Origin of the sequence: Brevibacterium oceani (assembly GCF_013623835.1) — a bacterium.
Taxonomy (GTDB): Bacteria; Actinomycetota; Actinomycetes; order Actinomycetales; family Brevibacteriaceae; genus Brevibacterium; species Brevibacterium oceani.
In genome coordinates, this window is record NZ_JABKDE010000002.1 from 331,277 (window position 1) to 357,575 (window position 26,299).

Here is a 26,299-nt window from a genome sequence, read left to right on the forward strand (position 1 = left end):
CTGGGCCGATTGTCACTTGAGCCCCGCTTTTTGGGCAGGAACGGCTGAGTCTCAGCCGGCGTTGACGAGCTCGTCGATGACGATCCTCTTCATCCCCATGAGCGCCTGCGTCTGTGCGGGCCCGGTCATGAGTTCGGCGAGATTCGCCGGCACGATCTGCCAGCTGATGCCGTAGCGATCCTTGAGCCACCCGCACTGCTCATGTTCGGGGGAAGCCGACAGGCTCCTCCAGTAGTGGTCGATCTCGTCCTGGTCGGCGCATTCGACGGTCAGTGAGATCGCCTCGTTGAAGGTGAAGACGGGTCCTCCGTCGAGACAGACGAAGGTCGTGCCGTCGAGGACGAATCTGCCGTTGAGGACCTTCCCGGACATCCCTGTGAAATGCTCGTCGAGGGACTCATCGGGATAGCGTTCGATGGAGAGGATCCGGGAGTTCGGGAAGATGGAGCAGTAGAACTCCATCGCCTCCTCGGCGCGATCAGGAAACCACAGACAGGGAACGATCGGACGAGACATCGGTGCTCCTCGGATAGGCGCTGTCCAGGACGGCCACAGCTGCCGCTATGGTAGCGGAGAGGCCGATCATATGGAAGGCCACGAGCAGTTCGGGAACGCCGAGGAAGTACTGGACGTAGCCGATGATGCCCTGGACGATCTCAACGCCGAGGAGGACCGAGAGCGGGGCGATCATCGCCGTCTGAGACTTCCGCTTCGCAAGCACGAGGGCGGTGACGGTGGTGATGACGAGCAGCCAGACCGGGAAGGCGTGAGCCCGGGTGATCCAGATGTTGTCGAGTCCGTTGCGGGTCGACATCGTCGAACCCGAGTGCGGACCCGCGCCGGTGGTGAGCACGCCGAAGACGACGATGACCGCCGTGAGAGCGAGGACGATCCAGCCCAGCGTCGGCAGCGGCGTCGATGCCCTCGTGCCCAGACGGACGCCCGTGTCGTAGGTGCGGCGGACGAAGTAGGCGGCCACGCCGACGGCGATGGCCGAGGGGACGAAGTGACCGGCGACGACCCAGGGGTTGAGCTTCGTCCACACGGTGATCCCGCCGACCACGGCCTGGACCGGGACGATGGCGAGCAGGCCGATGTCGAGCCAGAAGAGATCGGGACGCTTCTTCCGATGCCTCCACAGCATCAGCGCGATGAGTACGCCGAGGATCGCCAGGGCGATCGCGAGGAGGCGGTTGCCGAACTCGATGGCGCCGTGGATGCCCATCTCGCTGGTGGCCACGAGCGAGTCCGGGGTGCATTTGGGCCAGTCCGAGCACCCGAGCCCTGAACCGGTGAGCCTGACGATGCCGCCGGTCAGGATGATCCCGGCCTGGGCGATGAGCATCGCCCACGCGGCGATGCGGATCTTCTTCGTGACCACTTCACTCCTCATTCGAAACGGAACCACCTGCGCGCGGCAAGCGTTCCCACCAGCCCCCAGACGAGGAGCACGATGATTGCCTTGATGTCGATGTTGCCTGAGCCCACGGCTGCGCGCATCGCATCGCCGAGCGCGCCGGAGGGCAGGTAGCCCACGACCGTTCCCCATTCTCCCGGATGCGCGATGACGAGGCCACCGACCCCGGCCATGAGCACCCAGATGAGGTTCGATCCCGCCAGGGTCGCCTCGGCGCGGACGGTCCCGGCCATGAGCAGCCCGAGCGAGAGCAGCGCCGCGGTGCCGAACACCGTGGCCAGGACGGCTCCGAGGACGTCGATGGGTCCGCGGAAGCCGAGCACGAGAGAGACCGCGAGCACGAGCGCGAACTGGATGAGCACGACGATGATGACGGCGCCGAGCTTGCCGAGAATGAGACCGTTCGTGCCCAGCGGGGTCGTCGCCAGCTGGCGCAGAACCCCGTACCTGCGGTCGAAGGCCGTCGCGATCGCCTGACCGGTGAAGGCACTGGAGGCGAGGCTGAGGCTGAGTGCTGCGGGCACGGCGATCGTCAGCGGATCGGCGTCGGGGGCGATGACCCCGAGCCCGGCGAGCAGGGGAGTCTTCGCCAGGAAGATGAGCAGACCGAGCGGGAAGACCAGGGAGATGAGGAGCTGCTCGCCGTTGCGCAGCACGGCGACCGTCTCGAACTTCGCCTGCGAGGCGATGCGCTGCATTCTCATCGCAGGGGCCTCCCTGTGAGTTCGAAGAAGACATCGGCGAGGGACTGTGCGTGCATGTCGAGATCGGCGATCTGCGCCCCCGCCTCGGCGATCGCGGTGCACACCGCAGCGATCTGCGCCGCGGACAGCGCGCCCTCGACGGTGATCGTCGCGCCCTGCGCCGAGGCGGGGGCGATGTCGCACAGGCGCCTGATCAAGTCCGGGACGGCGGGGCGATCGAGCCGGATGTCGAGGCGACGGGAGTCATCGGAGGCATTGCGCAGGTCTTCGGGCGCACCTTGGGCGATGATCCTGCCGCGGTCGATGACGACGACCTCATCGGAGAGCTCTTCAGCTTCGGCGAGGTCGTGGGTGGTGAGGACGACGGCGACGCCGCGGTCGGCGAGATCGCGGATGAAGGAGTGGACGACCTCGCGCGCCTGGGGGTCGAGGCCGGCGCAGGGTTCGTCGAGGAAGACCAGGGACGGTCGGCCGATCAGGGCCGCCGCGAGTGCGACCCGCTGCTTCTGACCACCCGAGAGGCGACGCATCGCGCGGCCGGAGAACTCATGGAGCCCCAGGGGACCGGCGAGTTCTTCGACCGAGAGCGGGTCGGAATAGAGGGAGGAGAGATGACCGAGCACTTGCAGCGGCTTCGCGCTCATCGGCAGTCCGCCGTCCTGGAGCATCACTCCGGCCTGCTGGGAGGTCGCCTCATGATCGGTGACGGGATCGCGGCCGAAGATGCGCACCGTCCCGGCATCGGGGCGACGGGTGCCCACGGCCAGGGAGATGGTCGTCGACTTGCCTGCGCCATTGGGTCCGAGCACGCCGAGGATGGAGCCAGCGTGCGCGTCGAGATCGATTCCGTCGACGACGTGATGAGCGCCGTACGAGTAGTGGAGACCGCGAATGGTCAGGGCCGAAGATGACACCCGGCCATTCTACGACGCGTCGAAAGCCGCAATGGTTAGGCTCACCTAGTTTTACGGAACAAATTACGCAACACTATTGTTGTGTTAGTCAAGGAGGTGGATTATGGCTGCGAACGATACGGAGGACCGCCGCACCCGGCAGAAGGTCTTCCGATCGGTGCTCGACGAAGGACCGATCACCGCTTCGTCATTGGCCAAAGCCCTCGATCTGACCCCAGCGGCGATTCGACGCCACCTGGATGCCCTCGAGAGCGAGGGCCTCATCGAGGTTCGTGACCTCGCCGGCAAACAGGCGGGCAGAGGACGACCGGCCAGGCATTATGTGGTGACGACGGCCGGGCATGACTCGGTCAGCCATTCCTACGACGAACTCGCCGTCAACATCCTCCGCTTCATGGAGGATCGCCACGGCAAGTCGGCCGTCGAGGAATACACCGAGGATCTCGTAGCGCGTCTGCGCGATCGGCTCGGGCCCGAACTCGACAAGCGCGGGGGCACCACAGTGCCCTCACGCTCGCGCGCATTGGCTGCTGCACTCACCCGTGAAGGGTACGCCGCCTCGGCGACACCGGTTGCGGCCGGAACCCCGCTCGAGGCGATGCAGCTGTGCCAGGGGCACTGTCCGATCCAGGCCCTGGCCGCGGAGTACCCGGAGATCTGCGAAGCCGAGCTCGCGATGTTCTCCGACTACCTCGGCGTCGATGTCAGACGGCTGTCCTCGCTGGCGCAGGGTGACCATGTGTGCACCACCCACATTCCGACTTCGGAACTGACCAGACCACTCATCCACAGCAATGATCGACCTCAAGGAGGTTCACGATGACTGACACAGGCAATCGGATCATCGATGCGAATCCCGAGCTCAAAGACCTCGGGCAGTATGCATACGGTTGGCACGACGAGAACGACGCAGGTGCGACCGCGACCCGCGGACTGAGCGAAGAGGTCGTGCGCAACATCTCGAAGCTCAAGGACGAACCTGAGTGGATGCTCAAGCGTCGGCTCAAGGCACTGCGGCTGTTCGACAAGAAGCCGATGCCGAACTGGGGAGCCGACCTCACCGGGATCGACTTCGCCGACATCAAGTACTTCGTGCGCTCCACCGAGGGCCAGGCCACCTCGTGGGAGGACCTGCCCGAGGACATCCGCAACACCTACGACAAGCTCGGCATCCCGGAGGCGGAGAAGCAGCGCCTCGTCGCCGGCGTGGCCGCTCAGTACGAGTCCGAGGTCGTCTACCACCAGATCAACGAAGAGCTCGAGGCTCAGGGTGTCATCTTCATGGACACCGACACGGGTCTGCGCGAGCACCCGGAGATCTTCGAAGAGTACTTCGGTTCGATCATCCCCTCCGGCGACAACAAGTTCGCCGCTCTCAACACCGCGGTCTGGTCCGGCGGGTCCTTCGTCTACGTCCCCAAGGGCGTCCACGTCGAGATCCCCCTGCAGGCCTACTTCCGCATCAACACCGAGAACATGGGTCAGTTCGAGCGCACGCTCATCATCGCCGACGAGGGATCCTCGGTCCACTACGTCGAGGGCTGCACGGCCCCGATCTACAAGACCGACTCCCTGCACTCGGCCGTCGTCGAGATCGTGGCGAAGAAGGACGCGAAGGTCCGCTACACCACGATCCAGAACTGGTCGAACAACGTCTACAACCTCGTCACCAAGCGCGCCATCGCCGAAGAGGGCGCCTCGATGGAATGGGTCGACGGCAACATCGGCTCGAAGGTGACGATGAAGTACCCGGCCATCTGGCTGACCGGTGAGCACGCCCGCGGCGAGACGCTGTCCGTGGCCTTCGCCGGCGAGGGACAGCACCAGGACACCGGTGCGAAGATGGTCCACGCCGCTCCGCACACCCACTCCTCGATCGTGTCGAAGTCCGTGGCCCGCGGCGGCGGACGTGCCGGCTACCGCGGACTCGTCCACGTCCACCCGGGTGCCGAGGGCTCGTCGAACAACGTCCTCTGCGACGCTCTGCTCGTCGACAACGTCTCCCGGTCCGACACGTACCCCTACATCGACATCCGCGAAGACGATGTGACCCTCGGCCATGAGGCCACCGTGTCGAAGGTGAGTGAGGATCAGCTCTTCTACCTCATGTCCCGCGGAATGGAGGAGACCGAGGCGATGGCGATGATTGTGCGCGGCTTCGTCGAGCCCATCGCCCGCGAGCTGCCGATGGAGTACGCCCTCGAACTCAACCGCCTCATCGAACTGCAGATGGAAGGCGCGGTGGGCTGAGGCCCGCTCAGCACCCACACCGCGCTCAAAGGAGTATTTCTGTGACTGATACCACCAACCCGCTTGGCCTCTCGGAACATTCGCACGGTTCCGACGTCCAGGTGCCCGATTCGAAGCGCGACGCTCGCACCCGCAGCTTCGACGTCGCCGACTTCCCCGTGCCCACCGGCCGTGAAGAGGAATGGCGCTTCTCGCCCGTGCGCAAGATCAGCGACTTCTTCGACGATGCCGCCACAGAGGCGACGCTGAAGATCGACTCCGATCTGCCCGGGGGCATCTCCGTCGAGGAGATCTCGCTCGAGTCCGCCCAGGAGCTGGGCATCCTCGAGCCCGAGGACCGGGCCGCCGCCGTCGCTGCGAACCGTGCCTCCGCTGTGACGCACTACTCGGTCCCCGCCGACACCGAGCTCGACCGGGCCGCAATCATCCATGCCGACGGCACCGGTGAGACCATCGGCCACGGCCATGTCGTCGTGTCCGTCGGAGCGAACTCGAAGGCCACCATCGTCGTCGAACACGAGGGACTGGCCCGGTACTCCGAGCTCGTCTCCCTCGTCGTCGGCGACGGCGCGGACGTCACCTTCGTCTCGCTGCAGCTGTGGGAGGACGGTTCTCACCACCTCGGCCAGCACGATGCGATCGTGGGCAAGGACGCGAAGCTCAAGCACATCCACATCACCCTCGGCGGCGACATCGTGCGCCTGAACACGAACGTGCGCTACTCAGCGGCCGGGGGAGAGGCCGAACTCCTTGGACTCTACTTCGCCGATGCCGGTCAGCACCTCGAGCACCGCACCTACATCGACCACAACACGCCGAAGGCCCAGTCGAACGTCCACTACAAGGGCGCTCTGCAGGGCAAGGACGCGCGCAGCGTATGGATCGGTGACGTGCTCATCCGGCCCGAGGCCCTCGACATCGACACCTACGAGCTCAACCGCAACCTCATCCTCACCGATGGGGCACGCGCGGACTCGGTGCCGAACCTCGAGATCGAGACCGGCGACATCGCCGGAGCCGGCCACGCGTCCTCGACCGGACGCTTCGACGAGGAGCACCTGTTCTACTTGATGAGCCGCGGCATCCCCGAGGACGTCGCCCGTCAGCTCGTGGTCCGCGGATTCTTCAACGAAGTGATCCAGAAGATCCAGGTGCCCGAGATCGAGGAAGTGCTCAACGAACGCATCGAGGACGAACTGTCCCGGAGTGTTCTGTGACCATGATCGACGTGGCGGCCGCCGACGAGGTGGCCTCGGGAGCAACCATGCGCATCGAAGTCGGCGAGTTCGAGGTCTGCCTCGCCCGCGACTCCGACGGCACGCTCCACGCGATCGACGACCTGTGCACCCACGGTGAGGTGTCCCTGGCCGAAGGCGAGATCGAAGACGGCACCATCGAGTGCTGGCTGCACGGTTCGCAGTTCGATCTCAACACGGGAGTGCCGGTGAACCCTCCGGCCTTCGAACCCGTCGCAGTCTATGACTGCAAGGAGATCGCCGGGCGCATCCTCGTCGACCCGAAGACAACACTCAACTGACCTGAAGACCGAAGAAGAAGGATAAAATGTCCACTCTCAAGATCGAAGACCTCCACGTCGGTGTCAACACCGACAACGGCCTCAAGCCGATCCTCAACGGCATCAACCTCGAGATCAACTCGAACGAGACCCACGCCATCATGGGCCCGAACGGTTCGGGCAAGTCGACGCTGGCCTATGCGCTGGCCGGACACCCGAAGTACGAGGTCACCTCCGGTTCTGTCACCCTCGACGGTGAGGACGTCCTCGACATGTCCGTCGACGAACGGGCGAAGTCCGGCCTGTTCCTGGCCATGCAGTACCCCGTCGAGGTCCCCGGCGTGACCGTGACGAACTTCCTCCGTTCGGCCAAGACCGCCATCGACGGCGAGGCCCCGAAGCTGCGCAACTGGACCAAGGACCTCAAGCAGGCCATGGAGAACCTGCGCGTCGATCCCGCCTTCGCGACCCGCAACGTCAACGAAGGCTTCTCCGGCGGTGAGAAGAAGCGCCACGAGATCCTCCAGCTCGAGATGCTCAAACCGAAGTTCGCCGTCCTCGACGAAACCGACTCCGGCCTCGACGTCGATGCGCTGCGGATCGTCTCCGAAGGCGTCAACCGCGTCAAGGAATCCACCGACGTCGGCGTCATGCTCATCACCCACTACACGCGCATCCTCAATTACATCAAGCCCGATCACGTCCACGTGATCATCAAGGGCCGGGTGGCCGAGGAAGGCGGACCGGAGCTGGCCGATCGCCTCGAGAACGAAGGCTACGACCGCTTCTTCACCGCCGGCGTCTGATGTTCGCACGTCTGCGGGGCGACTTCCCGATCCTCGATGTCAGGATCGGGGAGTCGCCGCTGTCGTATCTCGACTCCGGGGCGACTTCGCAGAAGCCCCAGTGCGTCATCGACACCTTCACCGAGTACTTCCAGCAGCGCAATTCCGCTGTGCACCGGGGAGCGCACTCGCTGGCCGTCGAGGCCACGGACGCGTTCGAGAACGGTCGCATCGCCGTCGCCGGGCTCGTCGGCGGAAAGCCAGAGCAGGTGTGCTGGACGAAGAACGCCACCGAGGCGCTCAACGTCGTGGCACTCGGCATCGACCGCGCCAGCCGCGGATTCGGGGGAGAGGCCGCACAGCGTTTCGCCCTCGGACCCGAGGATTCGATCGTCATCACAGAGATGGAGCACCACGCGAACCTCGTTCCCTGGCAGCAGCTGGCCGCCTCGACGGGTGCGCAGCTGCGCTGGCTGCCGGTGACCGACTCGGGTGAACTCGACATGACCGACCTCGAGTCGATCGTCGACGAGACGACGAAGGTCTTCGCGTTCACCCACGTGTCGAACGTGCTCGGCACCATCAACCCCGTCGACACGCTCGTGGCCCGGGCCAGGGAGGTCGGGGCGTACGTCGTCCTCGACGCCTGCCAGTCGGTTCCGCATATGCCCGTGGACTTCGTCGGCCTCGACGTCGACTTCGCGGCGTTCTCCGCACATAAGGCGCTCGGACCCACCGGTCTGGGTGTGCTGTGGGGGAAGTCCGAACTGCTCGATGCTCTGCCGCCCGTGCTCACGGGCGGGTCGATGATCACCACGGTGAGCATGGATCAGACCGAGTTCATGCCCGCCCCGCAGCGGTTCGAAGCCGGCACCCAGCCGGTTGCCGAGGTCGCGGCGTTCGCGACCGCGGTCGGCTACCTCGCCGAGGTGGGGCTCGAAGAGATCTTCGCCCATGAGCGTGAGCTCGGCCGGCTCCTCCTGGACGGCATCGCCGAGATCCCCGGCATCCGTGTGCTCGGGTCCGCGCCCGAGCGCATCGGGACCGTGGCCTTCGACGTCGACGGAGTCCACGCCCATGACGTCGGTCAGTTCCTCGACTCCCAGGGAGTGGCCGTACGGGTCGGTCACCACTGCGCCCAACCGCTGCACCGACGTTTCGGCGTCACCGCCTCGACGCGGGCGAGCACGTACCTGTACAACAATGCCGAGGACTGTGACCGGTTCCTGTCCGCGCTGGCCGAGGTGCGCCCCTTCTTCGGGGTCGCGCAGGAAGGGGAATGAGCCGATGAGCACACAGATGCAGCAGCTCTACCAACAGGTCATCCTCGACCAGTCCCGTGCCCGAATCGGCAATTCCGCACTGTTGGGCGAGAAGGTCGACGGTCCCCACGGGTACTCCCACCAGGTCAACCCGACCTGCGGGGACGAGATCGAGCTCGAGACCGAGCTGACCGGGAACGGCCGCGTCGCGGTGCGCTGGAGAGGAGACGGCTGTTCGATCTCGATGGCCTCGGCCTCGGTGCTGTCCGAACTGGCCGGTGAGAACAGCGTCGAGGAGATGCTGGTCATCGAATCGGCGTTCCACGAACTCATGCACTCCCGTGGGACAATGGAGGCGGATGAGAGCGTGCTCGGGGACGCGGCAGCGTTCTCGGGAGTCTCGAAGTTCCCGGCCAGGATCAAATGCGCTCTGCTGTCCTGGATGGCCTTCAAGGACGCACTCAACCAAGCACAAGCAGCTCGTGAGGAGAAACACCATGCCTGAAGTCATTGACGCTCCGCAGAATGCCAGCGTCGACGAAGTGCGCGAAGCGATGATGGACGTCGTCGATCCCGAGCTCGGTGTCAACATCGTCGACCTCGGCCTCGTCTACGGACTCTCGGTCGAAGACGACGGCACCGCCGTCATCGAGATGACCCTGACCTCGGCGGCATGCCCGCTGACCGACGTCATCGAGGATCAGACCGCACAGTGCCTCGAAGGAATCGTGCCGGCCTACCGGATCAACTGGGTCTGGATGCCGCCGTGGGGTCCGGAGAAGATCACCGAGGACGGCCGCGAACAGATGCGCGCCCTCGGATTCAATATCTGAGTCACCCTGAACGGCCCCCTTGCTTGCGTTATCGCAGGTCAGGGGGCCTTTTCTGTCGTCTGAACGACACTTCCGCGTAGCAATGGCCTCGTCAGATTCGCCCAGATCCATGCGTCCAAATCCTGCAGTTTTCGCAGACAACGAATCTCCATACTGCAATTTTGGGTGCTACAGGGTGACCAAAGATGCCTCAAGGTACTGACACTGTGCGGGATTTTGTGCGGGACTGTGCGGGGCGATTGAGCAGGTGGCTCTACTCGGTATCGACCAGGTCAGCCGCTTGGGCGAGACCGCCCAGATCAGAGGCATCGGTGTAGTAGAGGTTGGCGACCTCGGTGGAATGACCGAACTGCGAGTTGAGCACGGCCTCGGAGACCTTGCCGACGTAGAACGAGCGCAGGGTCGTGCGCCAGATGTGGGAACGATGCTCTTCGAACAGCTCGATCTTCGTATGCTGTGCTATGCGCAGATAAAGGTCCTTGCAGACCTGACCGCACCTCATGCGATGCCAGGGCTTCAAGGTGTCCATCGGTGCACCGACGATGAAGCCCTTGCCGTGCTGTTCGTCCCGACGCTTCAATAGCCGTTCGGCGACTCTCTGGTCGAGAACCAGAACGACACGCGGATGCCCGCCCTTGGCAACGTGCTTGGGGACGTCGATGCTCATGACGCCGTCGGGGGAGATGTGGACCATGGACCAGTCCACAAACCTGGCCTCGCTCTGCCGCAGCCCAGTCGTCATCTGGAGAAGTGTCATGTCAATGCCGGCGAGGAATGTGTCGACCTGGACATCTGGCCGCCAGATCCAGCCGTATTTCTTATGCGAGACCGGCCAGTCCGTGGGATCGGCCTCCAGGAGCCACTGCAGAGTCAGGTCATACTCTTTGCGCGTCAAGGCCCTGCCGCCGCGGGTCCGCTCAGGCTTTTCCACGCCGGTGAGATCGCTGAGGCGCTCACCCATCACGGGGTTGAAGTCCATCACGCCGTCGAAGACCAAGCGTTTGGCAATGTATTTGTTCCACACGGTCCGACATGACTTCGCTGTGGACAGACCGTGCAGCTGAGCGATCTCAGTGAACGTTTCCTCGAGTGCTCGAGGCGTCGTGCCCGATCCGATCGTGTGCTGCTTGAAGCCATGTTTATGACGACGACCGGCACGTTTGCACTTCGCGCAATCTCCGAGAAGAAAGCGCAGTCCGGCCTCGTACCTCTCCCTGCTCAGGTCACCGAGCTTGGCCTTCTCGATCGCCGGCCGAGTCACCTTCTCGATGTAGTCCGGCAGGGGATCCGACAGACGCCAGACCCCTCCGCTTGTGCGGAGCAGATCCTTAGCCTTCTGCTTCGCATTGCGCCGGGCCTCGCCCTTGGTTGCGCCGTATGCGTCCTTCCGTTGCCTGCGCCCATCGCGGTACCTCAGTGTGAACGTAATGCGAAAGGTGCCGTCGGGCAATTCCTGCGGAGTTGACCGTTCTGCTGTGTGCTCTCCAGGAGCGAGCCTGCTTGTTGATGCGCGTGCCACAGAATCAGTGTAGGCGTCCTGGGCACTCGCGTGAAACCTGAGTAGCGCTTCATGACCTGTCATCTCCACCGAGCACCTCTCTCGACTCGCTATCGACTGGCCTCTCAGTGTCGAATCGAGTAGGCTTACCGACAGGAGGGCCGGATGGGGCCGGCATGATGCAGAGAGAGACCTGAGATGAGTGCTACAGCAAGCAGATCCACGAAGATCCGCCTCACGAGTTCGAACGACGCCGGTCGCGCTGCGCTCCCGACGGGTGACGCCGCGCACTACACAGGGCTCTCGTCCGCTACGCTGAAGAAGTGGCGCGTCACCGGCGATGGGCCTGCTTACGTCCGCATCGGCTCCCGCATCGTCTATCTCGTCGAGGATCTGGATGAGTGGCTATTCGCGCATCGAGTCGGGTAGCGCTCATTGGATCGCGAGCTCACTAGACCCCCGGAGACAACCGGTCTCCGGGGGCTTTTGTATCGTCTCGCCTGGTGTGGGTCACCCACCTTCGACTCTGCGATTGCTGAGTGCGAGCCGCTCGGCTAGCACTGCCAAAATCGCAGGTCAACGCCACCGGCCGGCTAAACCCGCAGGGTGCTCGACTCTCAATTTCCGTTGAAATACGATCGAGATGTGCCGCATGACCTCCCGCCCACGTCCCGCGCCTTCGCCGACGCCGTCCACCACTACCGCCAGCTGCGAGACCTCAGCCTCGACGAGCTCGCCTACGTCCTCTCTCAGCTCGGCCACGGGCTGACGACCGAGGACCTCCGCCGCATCGAGCACGGTGAGCGGGCTGCCACCGTCGATGACCTCATCGCCATCGCCGCCGCTCTCGGTGCGCGGCCGGCCATCCTGCTCAGCCACATCCCGATCGACATGCCCGTCCCGGACACGCCCCTGGCGACCGGCCTGCCGGCCGATGTCGAGCAGCCGGAGCTGCGCGCCTGGCTGGAGGGCAAGACGACGCTCGATCACCGCGCTCGGCTGCGCTGGGCGATCGACCAGGTCTCACGCCTGCAGATCCGCAGCACGCACTTCGAGGACCAGCTCAGAGCAGCCAGAGAAGAGCTGCACGAGCTCGGCGAGCTCGCCGACCGCGAGGCCGACGCTCCGCAGGTCATCGACCTCCACGACCGCATCCGCGAGGGCGAGCACGAGCTCACCCAGGCAGATTTGGGCTTGGCGCTGGCCGAGCGCCGGCTCGAAGACCTGAGGTCGCGCGCTTGACGGGCAGACGAGGGGGAGCGGCATGACCCGCATCGGACCGATCAGGTACTACCAGGGCCGCGTCGCCTATCCCAGCCAGGAGCAGATGCGGCAGGCGCGGGCGCAGTTCGACTTCATCGAGCACGACGACGGCGGTCGGCCCACCGAGGACCGCGACTGCACGCACGCGCAGCGGATCATCGCGCGCGGGCCCTCGTCGCAGATCCAGCGGATAGACGAGCAGGCCCAGCAGAAGTTCTTCGACTACATGGGCTACAAGCACGGCTTCCGCGTGCTCACGCACGAGCAGAGCAGCGACTCGCACCAAGGCGAAGTGACGATCACCCACGAGATCGTCTACGTCGTCGAGTCGCAGCCGACGAAGGGGTACGTGAAGCTCACGCTGAAGTCGGAAGTGCCGTCCTCGCGACCCGTCAGTGATCGAGGCGAGCACGAAGAAGGTACCAACGCGGCTTTCGACGGTCTCTTCTCGGACATGTTCAACCGACGGAAGCAATGAAGCCCACTCCGTGTCCCATTCGGTCACCGATCCTGCACAAGTGGGCCCGTGGGTGGTCCATTCGGAGCCACGACCTGAGAGAATGATCGTAAACGAATCACACTCGTGTGATTCGCCTCCCTGCGGGAGGGGCAGGGGAGTCCCAGCTTCGGCTCCCCGGGCGTGGCTCGGGGAGGCCTGGGTGCTCGGGAAGGCAGTTCTGCTGCTGGGAGCCGAGACGCTGGGACCCTCTGTTACATATCCACCGAACCGCCCGGACGAACGTCCGGCACGATGAGAAGGAAGAACGACCATGACCACCATCATCAGGACCGCTCGGCAGACGCGGACCAGGGTCGCCGCGACCGCCGCGGGCCTGGCGACGGCTGCGTTCATGCTCTCCGCCTGCAGCGGGGGAGCCGCCGGTGCCGACGACGCCAGCGGCGAGTACTACTACGACCGCCACGGATACACCGAGGGCCAACTCGTCATCGACGGGCAGAACGCGAAGTACTACGGCTTCGACTGCTCGGAGACCGACACGCCCGTCATCGAGGAGGAGCCGTCGGCCCAGGGCGAGATCACCGACTCGGGCGACCAGATCATCCTTGCCAGCGACGACGAGCACATCGGCAGCGACTCGCTCGGCGGCACGCAGTCGTTCGAGCTCAGCGTCTCGGGAGACACCAAGTCCGTGAGCATCGGCGGCTTCGACTTCGCCACCGGCGAGGAGGATGCCGAACTGGCCACCTTCAACAAGCGCTGTGGCGGCGAGGACGCCGAGGAGCCCCAGGCGGCGAAGATCCCGGACGGGACGTACTTCACGGGAGACGAGTCGATCGCCTACCGCCTGACGGTCGACGGCGAGGACGCGGTCCTCGTTCGTCAGAACTGCAGCGAAGAGGGCCCGATCACTCATGAGGGCACGATCGACGGCGACTCCTTCGAGTACACCTCCTCCGGCAACGGCCAGACGAACGAGGGCACCTACGACGTCGAGCTCGACGGCGACAAGGTCGTCATCGACTACTCCGGCGAGGAGCTCCACCTCCATCCGGAGGACGCCGCAGCCGCCGACAAGGCCATGGCCCCATACGAGCAGGGCTGCGACGCCGTCAACGACTCGCTCTGACGCCGAACATCCGACAGAAAAGAACCCCGTGGGCATCGTTCCCACGGGGTTCTGTCTTCGTCCGTCGATCAGAACCTGATCTCGCCTGTCGTCAGAGCGTCCCTGTACTGGTCGATGACCTCCTGCGCCCGACTGTGCGACTCGATGAAGTCGCGTGCGTCGGGGTGGATCATCGCGGCGACCTCGAGGATGTCGTCGTACACCTTCTGCAGCGGCGAGCGGTAGATCGGCTCATGGTGGGCGATCCGATTGCGCAGGACGCGGACGTCATCGAGACAGGCGTGGATGTACTTGCGCCGACGGTCGCCGCGATGCGGGAAGGAATGCTGGAGGCGCGGCTGCCACAGAGTCGTCTCGTAGCTGAGAAGTCGGTCACGCGGCACACCCGCCCCGGTGAGGCCCACCCACAAGCCGAACGACGTCGCAGCGACGATCTGGTCGCTGCTCGGCTCGGGGGTACCCCGACGCTGGAGGGTCGAGACGGCCGAGTCAATGGCCTCCTGCTCGTTGCGGCACAGGCGCACTCGGGTGTCCGACCACCAGTCGCCGCGACCGGTGCGCTCGACGAGCCTGTCGTGAATGGCGTTGCGCACGGCGATCTCGAGGATGTTGATCGGGCCCCACAGCGCTGAGCATGCCGCGAGGTTCCACGTGTAGAGCCGCAGGGCGAGCTTCCGGTCACCGTTGTACCGTGTCAAGTACCGGGCGAAGCGCGCTTCGCTGAGCAGCCCGTCGAGACCGTCAGGGGCTGCGCCAGCGTCCACGCACCCTCCCCTGAAAAGACTGTTGCCCCGGGAGTCCGAGCCGTGAGGCTCGAATGGTCACCGGGGCGTTACGCGTTCAAGACTATCGGATAGTCAGTGGCGGATCAAGCTCCGTCGGAGCCGGACTCCCGCTTCATGCGCAGGGCCCGGTACTCCTCGACAGTCTCGGGCGGCCTACCGTGCCTGGGGGTATTCTCCTCGACGAAGTCGATGTCCGACCACGCGCGGCGCTGCCGCAGCCGCGAACGGGCGAGGACGACGAGGACCGCACCGCCGATGGCTATGCTGCTCGTGCTCCACAGGAACATGGTCGCTCCCACGATCCACAACGGGCCGGACGGCTGACCGAGCTGGACGATCAGCGCGACGAGCATCGACAGGTACGCCGCTCCCAGCAGTACCGCCATCATCCAACCCTCGACCCGACCGACGAGCCGAGCCACCTCCTGCGGATCATCCCGGTGGCGCACGATGCGCCGCGCCCGCCCCATGTACGCGGCGGTGAACATCGCGACCATGCAGCTGGCCATGACGTCGCGGAATCCCGCGAACCACCAGGCTGAAGACCGCCACCACCCCCGCGGAAAGTCGCGGCGCAGGATCGACGAGATCCTCATGACTCGATTCCTTCGCTCTCATGCGAAGGGCGGGACGCCCCGGCATGGACGATCGTCGTGACCGTCCTGCCGGCGCGCCCCGCCCTCATTGACGAACCCTGATCAGCTCTGAGGCTTCCGGGGCTTCCCGCCGCCGGTCGCCCGACGCCGACCCCGGCCCGTGTCGGGCTTCTTCGGCGAAGACGCCTGCCGCGGGGCCTCCGCGCCCTCCGGCGCGGGGGCCGGAGCCTGGGCCTGCGGAGCGGGCCGCGGAGCCTTCGGCGCAGGAGCCGGCTTCGGAGTCCGCGCCGCCGGAGGAGCAGACGCCGGGGCCGCAGGAGCCTGCGGAGCCGGAGCGCTCCTCTGGACCGGGGCCTTCGGAGCCGGTCCCTGCATCGGAGCGGGGACCGATCCCGACCGCTGCGCGGAAGCCTGCGGCGCGGGGCCGCCGGTCCGCTGGGCCGGGGCCTGCGGAGTCCGACCGGCCTGAGGAGCCGGAGCAGGTGCCACGGGGCGGGCCGGGGCCTGCGCCGCCGGGCGCTGACTCTGAACCGGAGCGGCCTGCGTCGGAGCCTGAGCCCGACCGGCGAAGCGCTGACCCTGCGCCGGGGCCGGGGTCGAGCTCGGAACCGACCTCGACGCCGATGCCGGCGGGAGCGGGATCGCAGTCTTCGCGCCCGCGCCGGGGGAGACCGACGGGGTAGACGGAGCCTGCTGACCCGAGCCGAACTGCGTCTGCGCCGGAGCCGGTCCGCGTCCCGCGCCGGAGGTCCGCTGACCCTGGGTCGGGGCCTGGCCGCCCTGCGCGCCGCTCGCCGGGGCCTGGGCACCGGTGCCGAACTGCGTCTTGGTCGCCTGCTGACCGCCGGGGGCCGGGCGCTGACCGGAGCGCTGTCCCGGCTGCCCCTGCTGGCCGGCCTGACCGTTGGCACCATGTCCCGGCTGACCGGCACCGAAGCGCGTCGGCGCGGGGGCCTGACCGACTCCCGGCTGGCCGTCCTTGCCGGCCGTCTGACCGAACGCCGTGGCCTGCGAGCCCGCCTGGTTCGCCGAGCCGCCGGAGCGGTTCTGCTGACCCTGCGGAACCTGCTCGCCGCTCTTGCCCTGAGACGCGGTCGCGCCCTTCTGCCCAGGCTTGGCCTCGCCGGAGGTGTAGCCCAGGTCGGACAGACCGCCATTGGCGTTGACGGCCTGCGCGGTGTCCTTGGCCGGGCGCGAGCCGCTGCCGCTCGACGAGGGCGCAGCGCCGTCGTCGGGATCGGACCCGCCTCCGGACCCGATCGCGAGGGGACCGCTGCCGCCGCCCGGACCGCCGTTGCCGCCGGTGGGAGGCGTCGTCGGTCCGTCAGGTCCGCCGTCGTCGCCGCCAGGACCGAGGGCACCGGCCACCTGCTTGCCGCCCTCGAGCATCTTCTCGGCGTTCATTCCGCCGGCGTTGGTCGCAGCGGCCTTGGACTGCGACGAGTTCGGGCTCGGCGAGCCGCCGAGCTTCCCGCCGCCCATCTTGTTACCGGCCATCCCGGCGAGCTTGTTGCCCGCGGCCATACCCGCGCCCGCGCCGAGTCCTCCGGCCATGGCCGGCAGCATGCCGCCCTTGTCCGGCTTCGGCGGCGAGTTGGTCTCGAGGAACTTGTCCACGAGCTTGGTGACCGCCTCGTCGAGAGCCTGAAGGACCGTCTTGCGCACGCGCAGCATGGCGAAGGTGACGCCGATGATGACGAAGGTCGACACGATCGTCATCGCCACGATCATCACGCCCGCCAGCGACGTCGCGCTGAACAGGTCGTTGTTGGCCATGAGGTCCGACATCGGCCCGGAGAGGATCTCCGGGACCGAGATCAGCAGCTCGGATACGAACTGGTAGACGAACAGGGTGACGATGACCTCGAGGATCAGCGCGGCGGTGTACGTGATCACCTTCGCGATCGACGGCAGCGCACCGAGCGTGGCGAACGGGATCGCCGCGATGAGGCCGACGGTGCGCTTGACCGCGCCGAAGATCATGCCGATCGCGTACCAGAAGCCGAGCAGCGAGATGCAGCTGAGCAGCGTCCCGGTGTTCGCCCAGTTCATGAACTTCGCCGGGCCGGTGCCGACCTGGCTCACCGCCAGGTGGTCGCTGCGCACGAGGTCGGAGCCCAGCTTGTTCGAGCTGAACATGTCGAGGGAGTTCTCGTTGAACCGCGTGTTGAGATAGTTGTAGGCGGCCAGCGGGGACATGTTGCAGTTGGCCGGGTCGGACCCGCCGTCGTCGCCCGTCTTGTAGCGGCACTGGGCGTCGGCCCCGTTGGACTGGAAACTCACGACCCCGGTGGGGTCGCCGTCGCCGTTCTCCGGGTAGCTCGCCGCCAGGCCCTCCTGGCCCTTCGTAGAGATCACCGGGTGGTCCTTCGGTTCGGGGCCGTCCTCGACTCCGAACTTCTCGACGTCGCCGTAGCTGCTCTTGTTGACGAACCAGTCCTTCTTGTCCTCGGCCGACGCGTCGAGGTTCGAGATGTCCGTCTTCACTCCGGACTCGAAGTCGCTGGCCGCGACGATGTCGCCGGACATGTACCGGCCGATGAGACCGAAGGTGTGGAAGACCGTGTTCGCGTCCGACTGCTCACCCGCGTTGAAGTTCCCCGTGCCGTCCTCCCACGCGTCCTCGGCACTGCCGCCGGCGGTCCCCGGCGCGAGGCCGGAGAAGGCAGGATTGGACGCCGCGTTGATCGCGCGGGCGGTCGTGCGCACCGAGGCCTGGGACGTCGACGACGGAGCGTTGCCGTCCCATTCGATGGTCGCTCCGTCCGGGATCGCCAGACGGCCGTTCATCATCCACGACTCGAAGTCGGTGTAGTTCGACAGCACGACGCGCGTCGGTCCGGCCTGCTGGCCCATGAGGCTGTCGTCGAAGTTGTTGAGCACCGCCGAGTACATCGAGCCCACCAGCGGCAGGCCCACGCCGATGAAGATCAGGCGGACGAAGAACTTCTTGACCGCAGAGCCCTTGTCCATCTTCTTGAACAGAAGCATCCCCATGATCATGACGCCGAGGAACAGCGGCACCATCACCTGCCAGGCGATGTTCTGCAGCAGGCCGTACCAGTCGCCGATGAAGGTCTGGACGCTCGACAGGAAGCCGCTGCTGCCCGTCTCCGCGGTCATGCCCTCGGCAAGCATCTGCTGGTACTGGCTGTCGGTGTTCCCGTTCGCGTCCTCCAGGCCGGCGACCGCGGAGTAGAACCACTGGAAGGGGTTGATGAGCTGCAGGAAGTTGATCGCCAGCCCGAAGACCGTGTTGACGATGATCGCCGTCAGGTAGCTCAGCCAGATGATCGCGCCGCCGATGACGCCGACGATCTGGCCGGGGATGCCGGCGGTCATCGTGTCGAGTCCGAGGTCGCGGTTGGCCGAGCCGAACTGGGCGTACTCGAGCATGCCCTTGTACTTGGCGTCGTCGTCCAGGGTGTCGTAGGCGATCGTCTGCTTCGAGCCCGTCGCCTCGGCGAACATCCAGCCCACGACGTTGAACAGCGAGAACTCCGGGTCGGCGTAGCCAAGCATGGAGCCGCCGGTGGCCGCCGACTCGACGATCGGCTCCCATTCGCCCGGCAGGCCGTCGCCGGACGGCGAGGTCTGCTCGCCGAAGTAGGTCGAGGCGTTCGACGACAGCTGGTAGAGGCTGTAGTTCTCCTTCTCCTCCTCGTCGTCGCCATCGGCCATCGCCGGGGAGGCGAACGCGGACATGAGGAGCGGCACGATGAGCGCTGCCAGGAGGATCCCGCACACCCATCGCGCCACCAGCCCGCGACCGGACACGCCCGCAGCCGCCTCTGCGTCGTCGGGGGACCGGCCGCGCAGGCGGTCCATCATCGTCGTCATCCTGCTCCTTCGTCCCGTCCCGCTCATCGCCGCTCCAACCGTCGGGCCGGACGCGCGGCGTCCTTCTTCTTCTTCGCGCCCGCCTGCTTGGCCAGCACCTTCTTCTTCGTCGCCTTGGTCTTCGGGGCCGGGGCCTCGTCGGGGTTCTCCGCCCCCGAGTCATGGCCGGTCAGGCTGGTGAGCTTCGCGCCGGCGGAGATGTCGCCGGTCATGAGCTTCTCCATCTGCGCGGCCTCCTCGGCCTTCTTCGCCTCGAACTCGACCTTGCGGCGCTGGGCCTCTCGGTACGGGTTGATCCCCATCGCCAGGTCGAGGTGGAAGATGACGTTGGAGACTCCCCGGCGCAGGTACGTGAGGTTCTCGCCCTTACGCGTGACCCAATAGGCGAGGTCCGGCGGGATCTGCTGGTGCAGCTGCTTCTGGTACTCCTCGACCGTCTTGTCGCGCATCGGCCCGAAGACCGTGTAGTCCGCGGCGTCGAACTTGTTGAACGTCGAGTCCTCGAGCATCTTGTCGACGTCGTTGTAGCTGTAGACCACCCGGCCGCCGCGCTCGTGCATGTGCTCGAACTGGCTCGTGAGGTAGGCCTTGACCCCGTCGTCGATCTGATCGGTGCCGTGGATGATCACTGTGTCGCCCAGGCCGAGCTTGCCGACGGCGAAGCCGACGATGTTGACCAGCTGTGCCATGGCCACGCCCTTGCCGCGACGCATCAGCCGCGAGAAGTCGTAGACGACCCGCCGCGAGTCGCGCACGCCGTCGACGGCCTCGACGGTGTGGTTGTTGAACAGGTCGCCGTTGGTCGACAGCATCGTGTTCGCGATGCCGCGCAGCACGTCGTAGGCCTTGATCTGCTCCTGGTAGTTCGAGGACGAGGCCTCGACCGTCTTGAACGCGGTGTCGAGATAGGCCACGAACATCTGCAGGCGCGGGACCTGGTCGTGGGGGATGTTGACCACGCGCAGGCGGTGGCGCTGCTCCTTGGCGTTGTGACGCCACATGCCCTGCTCGATGTAGAAGTCGGTCGCCGTCTTCTCCAGCGCGCTGCGGATGATCGACGAGATCGCCCCGTCGCTGCTCTCGAAGAGCTGCTCGAACATCAGCTTGAGCTTCTCCATGTGAGCGGAGAACACCGAGATCTCGTCATCCTCGTCGCCGAACATCTCGAACATGTTCACGTCGCCGCTGTTGAGGTCCACGCGAGAGGTCAGTCGCTCGAACTTCGGGCCCAGCTTGTCGAGATCGGCCCCGTCGAGGACGAGGTGGACGACCTGCCCGTTGGACAGCAGCGCCGACTGCGCGATCTTCGAGCACCACATGTTCGACACGCGCTGGCGGTCGAGCACCTCGCTGAAGTGCTCCTTGTCGGCGATCGTCGCGTCGGCCACGACGACGTGGTGGGTGTAGCCGTTGACGTCGAAGAGGGTCGCCGAGTTGTTGACGTCGCCGACCATGTGGCCGACGTACTCGCCGCCGGGGTCGTTGAGGCCGTTCGTCACGAGCGAGTACGAGCCTGCGAGCTCGGTGGAGGTGAAGTGGAAGCCCTTGCCGCGCTTCTTGTCGTTGCCCTTGAACAGCCCCGAGAGCTCCTGGCGCTGCTCGCCGGCGTACGGCGCGGCCTTGAGCGTGCCGAAGCGGTCGATGTAGAGGCGGGTGACCCGCTCGATCGAGTCCTCCAGCACGGCGAGGCTCGGTGCCTTGAGGAACAGCCGGTTGTGCACCGACAGGTAGCTCGCCCCGTCCTGGATCTCACCGATGGTCGACTCGAGGTCGGCCGAGATCTTCGCCGCCTTGCGCCGCGTGGACGTCGTGCCCGACTCGTCCTGCTCGCTCGCATCGAGGTTGTCGAGCTTCTCCGACTGCTTGGTGTAGCTGTCGACCCACTTGTCGTCCATGCGCTTGATCTGCTCGAGCACGACGGCCGTGACCTTCTCGTCGAGGCCGTCGGGGATCCGGTCGATTCCCCAGAAGAAGTTGAAGTTGTCGTGCGCAGCGTCGTCGTGGAAGTACGCGAGCACGCAGCCGACCGAGTCGTCGACCTCGAAGTAGTCGGAGCGGAAGAGGTAGCGCTCCTTCGGCTTGAGCGCGAGCAGGTGCGGGTAGGACTCGAACGAGCCCTGCAGCTCCTTGACCTCCCTGCGCCGCTGGAGCCAGCTCTTCTTCGGCTCCTGCGCATCCTCCTCGGTCTGCTCCGCGGCGGCCTCGGCCGCCTGGTCGTCGGCGACCGCCTCGGCTGTCTCGGGCTCGCTCTCCGGGACGCCCAGCGTGCCCCGGTTCCTCATCATCAGTGCCATGGTGTCTGTCTCCCTGTCCTCGTTCCCTCGTTCGTCCCCGTCAGCTCAGCGCCGACTTCAGCGTGATCAGCTCGTCGTCGACGCCCTGGTAGAAGACCTGGAGCATCGTGATCGCCTCGTCGCGGTCGAGCATCGTGGCCTCCTTGACCATGAGCCCGGACCCCTCGACCTCGGCCTGCAGCACCATGTGCCCGCGCTTGAGCGCGTCCTCGCTCTTGCCCTTGAGCAGCAGGTACTGGTGGATCGACTGGAACTTGCCGCCCACGTGCTGCGTGAGGATGTCGTACTGCTCGTTCTGCAGCTCGATGAGGTCGGGGTCACGGAGGTCCAGATTCTGATTGCGCTCCTCGAGGTGCGCCACCTGGTGGAAGATCCGCTGCGGCTCCTTCGTCGTGATGAAGGACCACTCGCACGTCGTATCGATCTTGCGCCAGAACCCGTCGATCCGATTGAGAATGTTCGTGCGGTCCTCGTCGAAGAGCATCGCGCTGGCAGACCCGACAACCAGGTAGACCTGGCCCTCCCCGCCGTCGGAGAAGTGAATCCGCCCGTCCTCGTCGACCCCGTCGACGCCGACGATGCCGGCGAAGTCGGTCGGGTTCGAGCTGCGCCGAGCGTAGACCTTCCGCGCCGAAGGCGGGGCGTAGGACAGCAGCGCCGGGACGTTCATCGCTCGCAGCTCCTTCGTCTTCGTCCGTCCCCCGAAGTACGCGACCGTGGCCAGGCCCCAGATCACGAACAGCGTGATGAAGAGCGGGCCCGAAGTCTTGATGAACGTCGACGAGGCCGCCCACAGCACGACGAAGCCGCCGCCACCGTAGAACAGCAGCTGCTTGATCGGCGTCGGCCCCGGCCAACCGCTTTTGGTCAGGCTGATTTCGTGATCGAGGAACGACCTATTCAGGCTCGCTGGAACCTTGTATGAGCTCTTCGCCATATCGTCTCTCCTACATCTCCCCGTCGTGGTGTCGACTCGTCTATCGAATTGGACTCGTACACGAGCCTGACAGGAACAACCTTACCGCAGACAGGCGACTCGAATCGAGTACGACAGAGGCGTGAGTGGCGACTCGGATTCGACTGTTGCTGCAGAAGTTGACCGCGCCGGCACGGCGCGGTCAGACGAGTCCGCAGTGCTCGACCCCAGCGAACGACGACGAAGGGGCCCCGTCCATCGACGAGACCCCTTCCATCGGCGGCTCAGACGGCCCGGAAAGCTGTCCCAGGCCAGCGCTACGCGCCCCTCAGCCGAAGGACGGCACGATCTTCTTCTTGCCGCCCTCCTCCTTCCAGGTGACCTGGGCGTCGAACGTCTTGCCCTTCTTCGAGGTGAATCCCTTGCCCTGGATCGTGTTGCCTGCGGCCAGGGCCGCCAGCTCGTCGTCGGTAAAGGTCACGCCGCACCACTTCTTCGGGGGCGAGTCGGTCCCGGCGTCGAAGTCGGGGACGATCTTCTTGCCCTCACCGGCCTTGTCCTCCTTGAAGTGGACCTTGCAGCCGAAGGTGTTGCCCTTCTTCGAGACGAAGTCGTCGGCCTCCACGGCCTCGCCCGACATCAGGGTCTTGATCTCCGCGTCGGTGAAGACGTGCTGGCACCACTCCTTCGGCGGCAGGGCGTTGCCGCTGGCGTCGCGGCGGCCGAAGCCGAGCTTCTGGAAGCCGACGAACTTCCGGCCCTTGAAGGTGCCCTCGCCCAGCTCGCCGTAGACGTCGTAGTGCTTGCCGCCACGCGAGGTCGCCGAGAACTCGATCGTCTCGCCGGCCAGCAGCTTCGCCACCTCGTCGTCGGAGAACCGGTGGCCGCCCCACTCGCGGGAGAACTTCACCGCAGCGCCGGTCTTCGACCACACGCCCTCGGCGCGCTCCTTCTGCTGGACCTGCTCCTCCTTGAGGCCCAGGTCCCCGCGCATCGTGACCGCGTTTCTCTTCATGGTCTCGATGTCCTCGCGGACCCAGTCGGCGACGACGGCGAGGCACTCCTCGGCCGTCTTCGTCCCGGCCGCGATGTCCTTCATGTCGGCGTAGACCTTCTCGGTCAGCGCCAGGTCGCCGATGTGCGTGCCCGGCAGCAGACGCCAGTTGAGCTCGCCCGCCTCGGCGAGAGTGACCTTGCGGCCCTTCTCGACGAGCAGCGGGTACTTCGCCGTGGTGGAGGTGACTTCGGAGTACGTGCTCGTGCGCGTCGCGCCGGTGCCCACGTCGCGCTTCTCGAGCTGCTTCATCAGCCACTTCATCGACGGGTGCTCGGGGCGCTTGTTCGCGCCCTCGAAAACGAACGGCTCCGCGTTCGACCCCAGGCCCTTGGCCGACTCGTTCTCGTCGCCCTCGGCGTCGTCGTCGCCGGCGTTGGGGTCGAAGACGGACTTCCAGCCGGCCGCCTTCGGCACATTCGCGATGCCGACGAAGTCGGGGTGCTTCTCGACGTGGCCCTTCTGCTGCTCGTAGAGGTAGTCCTCGGCGAGCATCGCCAGGTAGTTCTTCGCCAGCGTCTCGTAGATCAGCCGGCCGGCCTTGCCGTAGCGCGACTCGACGTCGTCGAGCGAGGACGGCACCTTCGGGCCCGGACGGTTCGCGCCGTGCGCGCCCTGCGGCTTCACGTGCGTCTTGCGGGCCTGGCGGTGCGTGAGGTGCTTGGTGTCGACGCCGACCACCCCGGCGATCTTGTCCACGTGCGGCAGCAGCTCGTCGAACTGCTCCGGCGTGATCGTCTTGTCCTCGGTGCGCGGGTACGAGACCACCTGGTCCTCGTACATCTTCTGGTACGTCGACAGCGTCAGCTTCGCCTTCACGCCCTTGCCGACGAGCATCGACGACAGCGCAGCGAGGTCGAGCAGCCTCGGCGGAGCGGTCTTCTTGGCCTCCTTGCCGTCGAGGACGACAGGGGAGGGGCCGTACTGGTTCGGCACCTGGTCCTTCTGGTCGAACCGCGGCTCGTCGGGATTCGTGTACACGACGTCGTTCTCGTCACGGAAGCGGTTCTGGAAGAACGGCTTCTTCACGTAGTCGTTGTAGGCCTTGAGCTGGTCGCCGACGAGCCCGACCATCGCGGACTTCAGGCGGCCGTTGCGCAGCACCGAGTCCTTGCCCGACTGCCGGGCCATGTTCGTGGCCACGCGCGTGAACTGGATCGAGGCGAAGTCGAACATCGTGCGGTACATCGCCTTGCGGTAGTCGCCCTCGTCCTCCATGGACGTGATCGAGCGGCGCTGCTCGAAGGCCTTCGTGATCGAAGCCGGCGACTCGTCGGTGAACTCCATGCGGGAGAAGCCCTTGCCGGTCACGCCGAGCTCGTCGATCGCCTCCCAGAAGAGCAGGTCGCCCTCGCCGGTGGGGTCGAGGTCGGTGGCGCAGACGATCTCGTCGCCGCGGCCCAGCGCCGCCCGCAGGCTCTTGACGACGTCGCCGACCTTGGCCTGCTGCTCTCGCTTCCAGGAGAAGTCCTCGAGGTTCCACGGCAGGTTGTCGAGGCTCCACGACCGGTACCTGTCGCTGAGGGCGGGTTCCACCATCTCGTGCGGCTGCGCGAACTCGTACAGATGGCCTCGCAGGTTCGTGATCTCGTAGGCCTGTCCCTTGTAGCTGCCCGACGTGCCGCCCAGCGCCTTGGCCATGTTCCGCGCCGCGCTCGGCTTCTCGGCAACGATGATCGCCGTCATCACGTGCCCCTCTCGATAGATGACTCAGATACCAGTCAAGTCTATCAGTCTCGACCTTTCGAGTCGCGACTCAAAAAGATCTTGGTTGAGGCGAAGTGCCGGTCGGCGCAGCCGCCCGCGGAGAAGTTCATGAAGGTCGAACGATCAGGCCTTCAAAGGAGATGACAGACATGTCACGCATGTCTGAGGAGACCTATGCCCTCATCGGCCGCTACGCCCTGACGAGCATCGCCGTTGCCGTCGTACTCACGCTGCGCTTCGATGACGTGCCGTTCTGGTGTGCCTTCCCGCTCACGACGATCGGGATGATTCTGCGCGGTGACTTCCGCGCGCCCAATGAGCGCGACAATCACCGATGAAACCACTCGGACCCGTGGACACATGTCCACGGGTCCTGCGTTTTGCGCTTTCAAGCTAGGACGAGGCGCGGCTGCAAGACGAACCACGCCCCGATCACGAAGGCGACGACGTCCTCGCCGGGAATCGCGAACCCATCATCGGGTTCTCTGCTTGATCGCGACGCCGAGCTCGAGGCCGAGGACCGGCGCGACCTTGAACAGCGTCACGAGGTTCTCCTCGTGCCCGGTGCCCTCCTCGAGTTCCTTGAGCCGGATCGGTCGGATGCCCGCGACTCTGGCCACGTCGGACCGGGTCGCCTTGCCGCGGCGCTTGACGAGGACGTCGCGGAGGTCGCTGCCGAGCTTCAGGCCGCGGTAGGACTCCGCGGTGCCCATGCGACTATGGCCGAGGTGCCAGTGCCCGCAGTGCTCCTCGCAGACGTACCAACTCGTCGATGGGTCCTCGCGCAGCTTCGCCGGGATCTCCTGCACGCTGCGGTAGCGCTTCTTCCACGCCCACCGGCCCTCGCGCTGGGTGCGGCATCCGCGCGGGGCGTCGTCCGGGAGGACGGCGGGCTCGGCCATACCCGCGCACTTCGCCGAGCAGTACAGTCCCAGCAGCACCGGGTCGTTCACGGTCCTGCCGAGCGAGCCTCGGCACGCCTTGCAGCGCTGCCGCTGCGGGAACAGGGTCTCAGCCAAGACGCACCGCCCTCTCCTGCTCCTCGCGCATGACGTAGTGCATCACCGCTGTCTGCA

At 65.9% G+C, this 26,299-nt stretch carries 25 protein-coding genes; 13 read left to right on the top strand and 12 right to left on the bottom strand.

Translation table 11 applies throughout. The features are described from left to right. Positions 1 to 51 precede the first annotated feature (51 nt). Genes HK401_RS04700 through HK401_RS04715 form a run of 4 tightly spaced genes read right to left on the bottom strand, consistent with a single transcriptional unit; the run spans position 52 to position 3,035 of the window. Positions 52 to 516 carry a VOC family protein gene (locus HK401_RS04700; protein WP_181273515.1) on the bottom strand — a complete coding sequence of 155 codons (465 nt, stop codon included), beginning with the start codon at positions 514 to 516 and terminating at the stop codon, positions 52 to 54. Further along, a complete protein-coding gene (locus tag HK401_RS04705) occupies positions 479 to 1,381 on the bottom strand; it encodes a COX15/CtaA family protein (protein WP_309135911.1) in 903 nt (300 codons plus the stop codon). Before HK401_RS04705 ends, HK401_RS04700 begins: the two co-directional genes overlap by 38 nt. Positions 1,382 to 1,389: 8 nt before the next feature. Next, positions 1,390 to 2,121: an ABC transporter permease gene (locus tag HK401_RS04710; protein WP_181273517.1), complete on the bottom strand. Its 732-nt coding sequence runs from the start codon at positions 2,119 to 2,121 to the stop codon at positions 1,390 to 1,392. Further along, on the bottom strand, positions 2,118 to 3,035 hold the full coding sequence (locus tag HK401_RS04715; protein ID WP_181273518.1) for an ABC transporter ATP-binding protein: 918 nt from the start codon (positions 3,033 to 3,035) through the stop codon (positions 2,118 to 2,120). The genes HK401_RS04710 and HK401_RS04715 overlap by 4 nt, the downstream gene beginning before the upstream one ends. Positions 3,036 to 3,138: 103 nt before the next feature. Here HK401_RS04715 and HK401_RS04720 point away from each other — a divergent pair, with 103 nt between their 5' ends. Genes HK401_RS04720 through HK401_RS04755 form a run of 8 tightly spaced genes read left to right on the top strand, consistent with a single transcriptional unit; the run spans position 3,139 to position 9,681 of the window. Beyond that, on the top strand, positions 3,139 to 3,858 hold the full coding sequence (locus HK401_RS04720; protein ID WP_181273519.1) for a helix-turn-helix transcriptional regulator: 720 nt from the start codon (positions 3,139 to 3,141) through the stop codon (positions 3,856 to 3,858). Continuing rightward, entirely contained in the window at positions 3,855 to 5,285 is a 1,431-nt protein-coding gene (gene sufB / locus HK401_RS04725; protein ID WP_181273520.1) for a Fe-S cluster assembly protein SufB, read from the top strand. The genes HK401_RS04720 and sufB overlap by 4 nt, the downstream gene beginning before the upstream one ends. 41 nt (positions 5,286 to 5,326) lie before the next feature. Further along, positions 5,327 to 6,502 carry a Fe-S cluster assembly protein SufD gene (sufD, locus tag HK401_RS04730; RefSeq protein WP_181273521.1) on the top strand — a complete coding sequence of 392 codons (1,176 nt, stop codon included), beginning with the start codon at positions 5,327 to 5,329 and terminating at the stop codon, positions 6,500 to 6,502. Positions 6,503 to 6,504: 2 nt separating this feature from the next. Further along, positions 6,505 to 6,822: a non-heme iron oxygenase ferredoxin subunit gene (locus tag HK401_RS04735; RefSeq protein WP_181273853.1), complete on the top strand. Its 318-nt coding sequence runs from the start codon at positions 6,505 to 6,507 to the stop codon at positions 6,820 to 6,822. Positions 6,823 to 6,848: 26 nt separating this feature from the next. Beyond that, positions 6,849 to 7,607: a Fe-S cluster assembly ATPase SufC gene (gene sufC / locus HK401_RS04740; RefSeq protein WP_181273522.1), complete on the top strand. Its 759-nt coding sequence runs from the start codon at positions 6,849 to 6,851 to the stop codon at positions 7,605 to 7,607. Beyond that, positions 7,607 to 8,869 carry a SufS family cysteine desulfurase gene (locus tag HK401_RS04745; RefSeq protein ID WP_181273523.1) on the top strand — a complete coding sequence of 421 codons (1,263 nt, stop codon included), beginning with the start codon at positions 7,607 to 7,609 and terminating at the stop codon, positions 8,867 to 8,869. The genes sufC and HK401_RS04745 overlap by 1 nt, the downstream gene beginning before the upstream one ends. A 4-nt stretch (positions 8,870 to 8,873) precedes the next feature. After that, the gene (gene sufU, locus HK401_RS04750; protein ID WP_181273524.1) at positions 8,874 to 9,353 is read left to right on the top strand and encodes a Fe-S cluster assembly sulfur transfer protein SufU; all 480 of its coding nucleotides are present in this window, start codon (positions 8,874 to 8,876) and stop codon (positions 9,351 to 9,353) included. Continuing rightward, positions 9,346 to 9,681 (top strand): metal-sulfur cluster assembly factor, encoded by a 336-nt coding sequence (locus HK401_RS04755; protein WP_166971948.1) that lies wholly within the window; start codon positions 9,346 to 9,348, stop codon positions 9,679 to 9,681. The genes sufU and HK401_RS04755 overlap by 8 nt, the downstream gene beginning before the upstream one ends. A 253-nt stretch (positions 9,682 to 9,934) precedes the next feature. On the opposite strand, the gene HK401_RS04760 is transcribed toward HK401_RS04755, so the two are convergent. Beyond that, entirely contained in the window at positions 9,935 to 11,200 is a 1,266-nt protein-coding gene (locus HK401_RS04760) for a hypothetical protein (protein WP_181273525.1), read from the bottom strand. Between the two features lie 177 nt (positions 11,201 to 11,377). Between HK401_RS04760 and HK401_RS04765 the strand changes: the two genes are divergently transcribed. The 4 genes from HK401_RS04765 to HK401_RS04780 all read left to right on the top strand — a co-directional run bounded on the left by HK401_RS04765 (position 11,378) and on the right by HK401_RS04780 (position 14,031). After that, positions 11,378 to 11,608, top strand: a complete 231-nt coding sequence (locus tag HK401_RS04765; protein WP_181273526.1) for a helix-turn-helix transcriptional regulator — start codon at positions 11,378 to 11,380, stop codon at positions 11,606 to 11,608. A 216-nt stretch (positions 11,609 to 11,824) separates the two neighbouring features. Then, entirely contained in the window at positions 11,825 to 12,421 is a 597-nt protein-coding gene (locus tag HK401_RS04770; RefSeq protein WP_181273527.1) for a DNA-binding protein, read from the top strand. Between the two features lie 22 nt (positions 12,422 to 12,443). After that, complete coding sequence (locus HK401_RS04775) at positions 12,444 to 12,920, top strand: hypothetical protein (RefSeq protein ID WP_181273528.1); 477 nt, start codon at positions 12,444 to 12,446, stop codon at positions 12,918 to 12,920. 292 nt (positions 12,921 to 13,212) lie between these two features. Continuing rightward, entirely contained in the window at positions 13,213 to 14,031 is an 819-nt protein-coding gene (locus tag HK401_RS04780; RefSeq protein WP_181273529.1) for a hypothetical protein, read from the top strand. Between the two features lie 68 nt (positions 14,032 to 14,099). Here the strand turns inward: HK401_RS04780 and HK401_RS04785 are convergent, their stop codons facing one another. The 6 genes from HK401_RS04785 to HK401_RS04810 all read right to left on the bottom strand — a co-directional run bounded on the left by HK401_RS04785 (position 14,100) and on the right by HK401_RS04810 (position 25,202). Next, on the bottom strand, positions 14,100 to 14,795 hold the full coding sequence (locus HK401_RS04785; protein ID WP_181273530.1) for a hypothetical protein: 696 nt from the start codon (positions 14,793 to 14,795) through the stop codon (positions 14,100 to 14,102). Positions 14,796 to 14,899: 104 nt separating this feature from the next. After that, a complete protein-coding gene (locus HK401_RS04790; RefSeq protein WP_181273531.1) occupies positions 14,900 to 15,412 on the bottom strand; it encodes a hypothetical protein in 513 nt (170 codons plus the stop codon). A gap of 102 nt (positions 15,413 to 15,514) precedes the next feature. Continuing rightward, on the bottom strand, positions 15,515 to 19,252 hold the full coding sequence (locus HK401_RS04795) for a hypothetical protein (RefSeq protein ID WP_181273532.1): 3,738 nt from the start codon (positions 19,250 to 19,252) through the stop codon (positions 15,515 to 15,517). Between the two features lie 23 nt (positions 19,253 to 19,275). Next, positions 19,276 to 21,537 (bottom strand): hypothetical protein, encoded by a 2,262-nt coding sequence (locus tag HK401_RS04800; protein WP_219921718.1) that lies wholly within the window; start codon positions 21,535 to 21,537, stop codon positions 19,276 to 19,278. A 49-nt stretch (positions 21,538 to 21,586) separates the two neighbouring features. After that, entirely contained in the window at positions 21,587 to 22,483 is an 897-nt protein-coding gene (locus HK401_RS04805; RefSeq protein ID WP_181273533.1) for a hypothetical protein, read from the bottom strand. 307 nt (positions 22,484 to 22,790) lie between these two features. Beyond that, positions 22,791 to 25,202: a DNA topoisomerase gene (locus HK401_RS04810; protein WP_181273534.1), complete on the bottom strand. Its 2,412-nt coding sequence runs from the start codon at positions 25,200 to 25,202 to the stop codon at positions 22,791 to 22,793. A 170-nt stretch (positions 25,203 to 25,372) separates the two neighbouring features. Here HK401_RS04810 and HK401_RS04815 point away from each other — a divergent pair, with 170 nt between their 5' ends. Further along, positions 25,373 to 25,561 carry a hypothetical protein gene (locus tag HK401_RS04815; protein ID WP_181273535.1) on the top strand — a complete coding sequence of 63 codons (189 nt, stop codon included), beginning with the start codon at positions 25,373 to 25,375 and terminating at the stop codon, positions 25,559 to 25,561. 135 nt (positions 25,562 to 25,696) lie between these two features. Here HK401_RS04815 and HK401_RS04820 read toward each other — a convergent pair whose 3' ends face one another. Continuing rightward, entirely contained in the window at positions 25,697 to 26,242 is a 546-nt protein-coding gene (locus tag HK401_RS04820) for a hypothetical protein (RefSeq protein ID WP_181273536.1), read from the bottom strand. Positions 26,243 to 26,299 lie beyond the last annotated feature (57 nt).

Coding starts and splice junctions, on each gene's coding strand:
- HK401_RS04720 (WP_181273519.1), top strand. CDS start 3,139: ATGGCTGCGAACGATACGGAGGACCGCCGCACCCGGCAGAAGGTCTTC.
- HK401_RS04815 (WP_181273535.1), top strand. CDS start 25,373: ATGTCACGCATGTCTGAGGAGACCTATGCCCTCATCGGCCGCTACGCC.
- HK401_RS04765 (WP_181273526.1), top strand. CDS start 11,378: ATGAGTGCTACAGCAAGCAGATCCACGAAGATCCGCCTCACGAGTTCG.
- HK401_RS04735 (WP_181273853.1), top strand. CDS start 6,505: ATGATCGACGTGGCGGCCGCCGACGAGGTGGCCTCGGGAGCAACCATG.
- sufU (WP_181273524.1), top strand. CDS start 8,874: ATGAGCACACAGATGCAGCAGCTCTACCAACAGGTCATCCTCGACCAG.
- sufB (WP_181273520.1), top strand. CDS start 3,855: ATGACTGACACAGGCAATCGGATCATCGATGCGAATCCCGAGCTCAAA.
- HK401_RS04755 (WP_166971948.1), top strand. CDS start 9,346: ATGCCTGAAGTCATTGACGCTCCGCAGAATGCCAGCGTCGACGAAGTG.
- HK401_RS04780 (WP_181273529.1), top strand. CDS start 13,213: ATGACCACCATCATCAGGACCGCTCGGCAGACGCGGACCAGGGTCGCC.
- HK401_RS04790 (WP_181273531.1), bottom strand. CDS start 15,412: ATGAGGATCTCGTCGATCCTGCGCCGCGACTTTCCGCGGGGGTGGTGG.
- HK401_RS04710 (WP_181273517.1), bottom strand. CDS start 2,121: ATGAGAATGCAGCGCATCGCCTCGCAGGCGAAGTTCGAGACGGTCGCC.
- HK401_RS04805 (WP_181273533.1), bottom strand. CDS start 22,483: ATGGCGAAGAGCTCATACAAGGTTCCAGCGAGCCTGAATAGGTCGTTC.
- sufC (WP_181273522.1), top strand. CDS start 6,849: ATGTCCACTCTCAAGATCGAAGACCTCCACGTCGGTGTCAACACCGAC.
- HK401_RS04700 (WP_181273515.1), bottom strand. CDS start 516: ATGTCTCGTCCGATCGTTCCCTGTCTGTGGTTTCCTGATCGCGCCGAG.
- HK401_RS04800 (WP_219921718.1), bottom strand. CDS start 21,537: ATGATGAGGAACCGGGGCACGCTGGGCGTCCCGGAGAGCGAGCCCGAG.
- HK401_RS04745 (WP_181273523.1), top strand. CDS start 7,607: ATGTTCGCACGTCTGCGGGGCGACTTCCCGATCCTCGATGTCAGGATC.
- HK401_RS04810 (WP_181273534.1), bottom strand. CDS start 25,202: ATGACGGCGATCATCGTTGCCGAGAAGCCGAGCGCGGCGCGGAACATG.
- HK401_RS04775 (WP_181273528.1), top strand. CDS start 12,444: ATGACCCGCATCGGACCGATCAGGTACTACCAGGGCCGCGTCGCCTAT.
- HK401_RS04795 (WP_181273532.1), bottom strand. CDS start 19,252: ATGACGACGATGATGGACCGCCTGCGCGGCCGGTCCCCCGACGACGCA.